This is a genomic window from Pseudoflavonifractor sp. 60 (assembly GCF_009911645.1).
Taxonomy (GTDB): Bacteria; Bacillota; Clostridia; order Oscillospirales; family Oscillospiraceae; genus Lawsonibacter.
Genome location: NZ_QWKI01000165.1, coordinates 25376 through 31813, shown reverse-complemented (window position 1 = coordinate 31813; position 6438 = coordinate 25376). Strand labels below are relative to the sequence as shown.

Annotated in this window: 10 protein-coding genes and 1 pseudogene; 3 read left to right on the top strand and 8 right to left on the bottom strand. The window is 57.8% G+C overall.

Going from position 1 to position 6438, the window contains the following annotated elements; genetic code table 11:
• Positions 1-187: 187 nt before the first annotated feature.
• The 3 genes from D1646_RS17085 to D1646_RS17075 form a co-directional block, all read right to left on the bottom strand.
• Positions 188-853 carry a response regulator transcription factor gene (locus tag D1646_RS17085; protein ID WP_160637624.1) on the bottom strand — a complete coding sequence of 222 codons (666 nt, stop codon included), beginning with the start codon at positions 851-853 and terminating at the stop codon, positions 188-190.
• Positions 854-995: 142 nt separating this feature from the next.
• Positions 996-1289 carry a hypothetical protein gene (locus tag D1646_RS17080; RefSeq protein WP_160637623.1) on the bottom strand — a complete coding sequence of 98 codons (294 nt, stop codon included), beginning with the start codon at positions 1287-1289 and terminating at the stop codon, positions 996-998.
• Between the two features lie 12 nt (positions 1290-1301).
• A complete protein-coding gene (locus tag D1646_RS17075) occupies positions 1302-1706 on the bottom strand; it encodes a TnpV protein (RefSeq protein ID WP_160637622.1) in 405 nt (134 codons plus the stop codon).
• Between D1646_RS17075 and D1646_RS23420 the strand changes: the two genes are divergently transcribed.
• From D1646_RS23420 to D1646_RS17060, 3 genes are read left to right on the top strand one after another with little or no spacing between them, the layout of a single operon-like run.
• Entirely contained in the window at positions 1626-1805 is a 180-nt protein-coding gene (locus tag D1646_RS23420; protein WP_347565246.1) for a sigma factor-like helix-turn-helix DNA-binding protein, read from the top strand. The genes D1646_RS17075 and D1646_RS23420 overlap by 81 nt on opposite strands.
• Complete coding sequence (locus D1646_RS17065; RefSeq protein ID WP_160637621.1) at positions 1792-2523, top strand: hypothetical protein; 732 nt, start codon at positions 1792-1794, stop codon at positions 2521-2523. The genes D1646_RS23420 and D1646_RS17065 overlap by 14 nt, the downstream gene beginning before the upstream one ends.
• 20 nt (positions 2524-2543) lie before the next feature.
• A complete protein-coding gene (locus D1646_RS17060) occupies positions 2544-2825 on the top strand; it encodes a hypothetical protein (RefSeq protein ID WP_160637620.1) in 282 nt (93 codons plus the stop codon).
• A gap of 316 nt (positions 2826-3141) precedes the next feature.
• Here D1646_RS17060 and D1646_RS17055 read toward each other — a convergent pair whose 3' ends face one another.
• The 5 genes and pseudogenes from D1646_RS17055 to D1646_RS17040 all read right to left on the bottom strand — a co-directional run bounded on the left by D1646_RS17055 (position 3142) and on the right by D1646_RS17040 (position 6438).
• Positions 3142-3951: an MOSC domain-containing protein gene (locus D1646_RS17055; protein ID WP_243154224.1), complete on the bottom strand. Its 810-nt coding sequence runs from the start codon at positions 3949-3951 to the stop codon at positions 3142-3144.
• Positions 3952-4087: 136 nt separating this feature from the next.
• Positions 4088-4888, bottom strand: coding sequence for a radical SAM protein (locus tag D1646_RS17050; RefSeq protein WP_347565245.1), 801 nt, complete (start codon positions 4886-4888; stop codon positions 4088-4090).
• Positions 4889-4894: 6 nt separating this feature from the next.
• Complete coding sequence (locus D1646_RS24030; protein WP_347565244.1) at positions 4895-5047, bottom strand: hypothetical protein; 153 nt, start codon at positions 5045-5047, stop codon at positions 4895-4897.
• Entirely contained in the window at positions 5044-5535 is a 492-nt protein-coding gene (gene moaC / locus D1646_RS17045; RefSeq protein ID WP_160637619.1) for a cyclic pyranopterin monophosphate synthase MoaC, read from the bottom strand. The genes D1646_RS24030 and moaC overlap by 4 nt, the downstream gene beginning before the upstream one ends.
• A gap of 2 nt (positions 5536-5537) precedes the next feature.
• Positions 5538-6438, bottom strand: a pseudogene (locus tag D1646_RS17040) (molybdopterin-binding protein).

Genomic DNA, 6438 nt, shown 5'->3' with positions numbered 1-6438 from the left:
GTTCCCTATATCTTTTTGAATAGCTCATGATCTTATTCTACTCGTTGCCATACCTTTTTTCAACTGTTTTTACTATAGTTGTAAGCCCACGGCATCAGGAAGTAGATCAGCGTATGGGAGAGCAGGGCAATAATCAGCATCAGGCTCAAAGTGTAAAGGAATGTTTTTGGGAAAATCTTTAATTTTTTCATTGGCTGACCTCAAGTTTATATCCAATTCCCTTGACCGTCTTAATGCAGTCAAGGTGCAGCTTCTTCCGTAAATTCTTGATGTAGGTATCAACAAGCCGGTCAAGCACATTGGAGTTGTCACCCCACACGCCGTCCAGGATTTGTGTGCGGGACAGCACCAGCCCTTGATGTTCAACCAGTAATTTGAGCAGGTCAAGCTCCTTTGCGGTAACTTCCAGTTCTCCGTTGGCGTCATGAGCGGAGTAGCCGGAGAAATTGACGGTCAGATCGCCGTATGTCCATACGTCTACCTTTTCAGCAGGATTGCTCCGGCGCAGTAGAGCGGTGATCCGCTTTCCCAGGATGACCATAGAAAACGGCTTTGTTATGTAGTCATCGGCCTGTCCGTCAAAGCTGGCGATTTGAGTACCTTCATCCTCCATGGCTGTGAGCATGAGTACAGGGACTTGGCTTGTCTTGCGGATGGAATTTAGGACGGCCAGCTCCGTAATGGTGGGCAGCATAATATCCAGCACAACCAAGTCAATTTTGTTTTCAGAGAAAAGGGTAATTGCTTCGTCGCCGTCAAACGCAGGAATTGTGGTGTGTCCAGCGTCTTGCAGATATTCGCAAACGGCTTCGTTGGTATCAATATCATCTTCAACGATCAATAGTGTTGCCATCAGCGCACCTCCTTCAGTATAGTGTAACATGGCAATGTGGAGGGAGTATGGAATTTTCTATCTTTTTCAAACTATCGGTATCAAAACATTGGTGGTTAAGCCAGCAGCGGCCCAGGCATCATCCCCAGGCCGCTGCTAATTTTTATTGCAGCTTCTCCAAAAGCGCCTGCCGCTGTGTGGCGATCCGCTCCTGTTCAGCCACGGTAATTTCTCCCTTTGCGGTGATCGCTTTATATTCCAGATACCCGGTGAAGCAATCCAACAGCACATCCCGCATGATCTCCGGCGTGGCACAAAGTTCCTCGCCTGCCCAGGTGTTAGCTCTGGAATCCCATTCCAGCACTGTGTAGCCGTGAGAGGTCATGACGATCTCATATCGGGTATCCTCGGCGAGATAATCTTTGAAAACCACCATCACTTTCTCAAAGGTCAGCATCAGACCGCCCCCTCAAACATAGACCAGATCGGCCAGGATAATCTCATCGGCCCGCGCCCGGCAGTTGTTGACCAGCCCTACCCACGCCATCTGGTCACGGGCTTTCAATTCCTCGGTCACGCCAGCAGCTTTCATCAATTCCGGCAGGAGCGTATCCATGCGCTGCTCCGCCATCCGCTCGACACCTTTCAGATGGTCGGCCAACTTGCCGCTGTTCACCAGCACCATCCACAGCTGGGGCTTATGCTCCCGGAGGTAGTCGCGCCGAAAATCGCCGTACTTGCCATAGAATACATCCTGCTCCGGTTCTTCGTCAAGTATCAGATCTGGGAACAGGTGGCCGCCCTGCCGGACAAGCACCGGCTTGTGCTGTTTCTCTACTACTACCAGGGTTATGCCACCGATGAAATCGCCCAAATACTGGGAGAAAATTCCTCCACGGTGCGCTCCCGACTGGTTCAGGCAAGAAGAAAGCTGAAATTACGATTGGAGACGGAAGGCTATGGGACCACATGAACTGAACCGGATGTTTGACCGGCTTGCGCCAACCCCGGAACAGGAGGAGGCCGTGCTGGGCCGCCTTCTCCAGACAGAAAAAAAGGGGGTTCTTCCGATGAAGAGGCTGAAACAATTGGCAGCGGCAGGTATTGCGGCGGCGCTGATGGTTCTCTCCTGTGCGGCTGCCGTGGTGACGGGGCTGGACCAGCGTCTGATCGACTACTTGGGCGGCGGCGCGCAGGCACAGGAGCTGCTGGCTCCTGGAGCGGAAGCGCTGGACATTACGGAAACGGACAATGGCGCTACGCTTCATGTTACACAAGTGCTGATGGACCGCTATTCCATTCTGGCGTTAGCTGAATTTACGGCGCCTGAAGGGACGGTACTGGATGAAAAGAGCGAGGGGCTGCGGTTTGGTAGAAACAGCGTAAAACTCCAACTTTTAGATGAGAATGGCGCAGACCTCAATGTCAACACCTGCTATTCGTGGGGCTGGAGGATTTTGGAGGACGGCGGCCAGACAGACAATCACCTCTCCATACTGTTCAGTATGCACGTGACGGAAACCGCAAGGCTGGACCAGGGAGCCGCCTACCTTCTGCTGGATGCCAAGAATTTGGTATACTTTGACTCAGACCGGGAAAAGGTCGTACTTTATCCGGGGACTGGTCTGTCCAGCTGCCTCTGCCGGAGAAGGACACGGGCTGGGATCAGCTGGTGGACGACCCGGTGGTGAAGGAGATCTATCTGTCTCCTATGAACGTACATCTGTCCATGAGTCTGGAAAATCTGAACAGGGAACGCTTGGACGGATGGGTCACACTGACCAGCCCGGACGGCCAGACCATGTCCGCCCAGCGGGTGTTTGGAGGCGGCACTGGAACTGGCGTTGGCGACCTGAGCTGGCAGAGGCAAAATGAGACTTTCCAGCTGACTGAGGTCACCGACCCGGCCCAATTCCAGGGAGGTACGCTCAGCCTGGTCATCGGCGAAAAGACCGTAGTCATCCCCCTGAACGGCACGACTCCGGCAGAATAAGGCGAAAAACGGCTGTCCTCCGGGGCAGCCGTTGGCTTTTTATGCGGCAATTTTCTATCACCGCTTTGAACTGTCTTATCAGTCTCCCGCCTCCACATCCGCCATCCACACCCTCACATCGCCGCCGCGATGCGCAGGGAGTTGAGCAGAGGGTACCAATCCATAAAATTCTCCTTATCGCTCCACGGGGACAAAGCCCACGCTCCGAAATACCTCCATTGCTTCCTCTGTGGTGCAGGCGGTGAGAGACAGCAGCATTGCCGCAGATAAAATCAGCCCTTGAATCTTTTTCATGCTCACTCATTCCTTTCCCACATCAATCAGGCGGAAGATGGGCACAGTCCAGCGTCCCGCCCCTCAGCAGCTCCAGCCCGTGAGGGATTACGTCCAGAAATACGTCCATGCTCTCCATACAGGCTTTCGGACTACCGGGGAGATTGACAATCAGGGTCCTGCCCCGGATGATGGAAACTCCTCTGGAAAGCATAGCCCGAGGTGTGATGGCCATAGATGCCGCCCGAATGGCCTCGGAAATACCGGGGGCGTTCCGGTGGGCCACCGACAGGGTTGCCTCCGGGGTTGTATCCCGGGAACCGAAGCCGGTGCCGCCAGTGGTGAGAATCAGGTCCAGCTGCCGCTGGTCGGCCAGGCGGATCAGGTGGCGCTTCAACAACTCCGGGTCGTCAGCGATCAGCAGCTGCTCCACCACCTCGCAGCCCTGTTCCGTCAGACGCCGAACAATGGCGGGACCGCTTTTGTCCTCCCGCTGGCCGGCGGCCCTCTTGTCGCTGAGGGTTATCACCGCCGCCTGCCAGGGCCGGAAGGTGGTGCGGGGCTGGAGGATCATCTCATCCCCTAGGTCGATGGTCCCCGGCTCCAGCACCCGGGCGAACACCCCCTCTCGGGGCATGATGCAGTCCCCCATTTTCTTGAAAATTTCACAGTGGCCGTAGCACTCCTTGCCAATCTGAGTGATTTCCAGCAGCACCTGTCCGCAGCGCAGCAGCGTGCCCACCGGCAGAAAGCGGAAGTCAAAGCCTGTCACCACCAGATTTTCCCCGAAGGCGCCGGGCTCCACCCCCGCGCCCTTTTCGTTAAATTGCCGGACCTTGTCCGCACTGAGCAGGCTCCCCTGCCGGTGCTAGTGCCTGGCGTGGGCGTCTCCCTGGATGCCCCAGTCCCTCACAAATTCCCCGCTGGTCTGGCAGACCTTCTGTGTTCCCCGGGCGGGGCTTGTGCAAATGGCAATCACGGTTCCCATGTTATCCTCCAATCTGGCTCATGACCTTTTGTTCTGTAATCTCGTCCGCGCAGTCGAAGCAGTGGGCCTGGGGCTTGCAGAAAATGGCCTCCCTCATGGCTTCTGTCAGCTTTTCCGGGCAGGTCCGAAGAATTTCCCGCAGGTCGGTTCCGTCGCTGTAGCAGAGACAGGGCTTCAGCTGGCCGGTGCTGGTCAGCCGTACCCGGTTGCACTGGGCACAGAATTTGCGGCTCACCCCGTCGATGACGCCGATACGCCCCTGGATCGCTCTGCTGACATAGCAGCGGGCAGGTCCGTTGCCCCGGCGCTCCTCTACGGGGTGAAGGTCGGGCCACTCCCGCTGAAGAAGGGACAGCGCCTCCTCCCAGGCAATCCCTGTGCTCCCCGCGCCCAGGCCGATGGGCATCATCTCAATAAACCGCACGTCCACCGGCCGTTCCTGGGCAAAGCGGGCCAGAGACACCAGGCGGTTCTGGCTTTCCGGCAGCAGGACACAGTTCAGCTTGACCCGCACGCCCGCCGCCTCACAGGCATCCAGTCCGGCCAGAACCCGGTCCAGCACGTCAAAGCCGGTGATGGCGGCGTAGGTCTCCCGGTCGGGGGCGTCCAGGCTGATGTTGACCCAGTCCACTTCCGCCTCGGCCAGCGCCCGGGCAAGAGGGGCCAGTAAAACTCCATTGGTGGTCAGCGTCACCGTCCGGACACCGGGCAGGTTTTTCAGCCGCCGGATCAGGTCCACACAGTCCCGCCGCACCAGCGGCTCACCGCCGGTCACCTTAAAGTTGACAATCCCCAGCTCCACCGCCCCCTAGACAATCTGCAATATCTCCTCATAGCGCAGAATGTCCCTGTGGTCCAGAAATTTCACGCCCTCCGGCATACAGTACCGGCACCGCAGATTGCACCGGTCGGTGATGGAGATGCGCATATAGTCAATCTCTCGTCCAAACTGATCGGTCATGGCCGCTCTTCCTCAAAATAAAAGTCGCCGCTTTTGCCGCCGTACTTCTCCAACAGATGGATATCCAAGATCGCCATTCTTCGGTCCACCGCCTTGCACTTGTCGTAGATGGTGAGCAGCGCGGCGGATACGCCGGTGAGGGCCTCCATCTCCACGCCGTTTTTTCCATCGCATGTTACGGTACAGACTGCCTCAATGGCGCAGTCCTCCGGAAGCAGGCGGAAGGTCACCGCCGTACCCGTCAGGTTGAGGCAGTGGCACAGGGGAATTACATCGCTGGCCCCCTTGGCGGCCATGATGCCCGCTACCTGGGCCACCTCCAGCACGTCCCCCTTCTTCGCCCGGCCCTGGGCCACCATGTCGAAGCAGTCCTGACTCATGAAGATACGGCCAGCGGCGATAGCGGTGCGGCTGGTGACCGCCTTACCACTGACATCCACCATGCGGGCGTTGCCGTTGGCGTCAATATGGGTCAATTGACGTTCCATGGTTATACTCCCTTTCCAAAGCCGCAGTTGGGAAAATGGCACTCCGGGCAGTTCAAACACAGCCCGCCGTGGCCCAGACCGGCCAGCCAATCCGCTGTGACAGGCACATCCGCCAACAGGTGGGGGAGGACCAGGTCAAAAATGGTCCGCCTTGCGTACATGACACAGCCAGGCAGGCCGCACACAGGCCGGCCATCCCCGGTATAGGCCATCAGAAACATAGCCCCCGGCAGGACTGGCGCGCCGTAGCTGACCACCTCAACCCTGGCGGCGCGGATCGCCGCAGGGGTCCGGTCGTCCGGGTCCACGCTCATGCCTCCGGTACACAGGACCATTTCACAACCCCTGTCCAGCATCTGCTGAATGGCGGCGGTGATCTTCTCCTGATTGTCGTCCAGCACCACATGGGCCGCCATCTCACAGCCGTATTCCCCCAGCTTTGCCTGGATCACCGGGGTGAAGGTGTCCGGAATGCGCCTGTGGAACACCTCGTTCCCGGTGGTGACCAGACCGCATTTCCTGGGCCGGAGGGGAAGCAGTTCCAGCAGCGGCTTTGCCCCCGCCGCCTGTTTGGCCCGCTCCATCTTCTCCTTTTCAATGACCAGAGGGATGACGCGGACGCCGCACAGCTTGTCCCCTTTCTTCAGGGGCGCTGGCCTCCATGCCTTCCCCCTGGCAAATCTGGCGCAGAATGTCCGCCGCCTCGTCCTCGTGGAGCTTGGTGTCATCCGTTTCCCAAATGTAGATATGGTCTTTGCCTGCGCTGAGCAGGACGGGGACGTCCGCCTCCCGGATCATATGCCCCTGCCGAAATACTGCGTCCTTGGTCACGCCTCGGATGATTTGGGTGATGTCGTGGCAGAGCACCTGGCCTACCGTTTTCTCGGTCTGTATCAGCTTCAT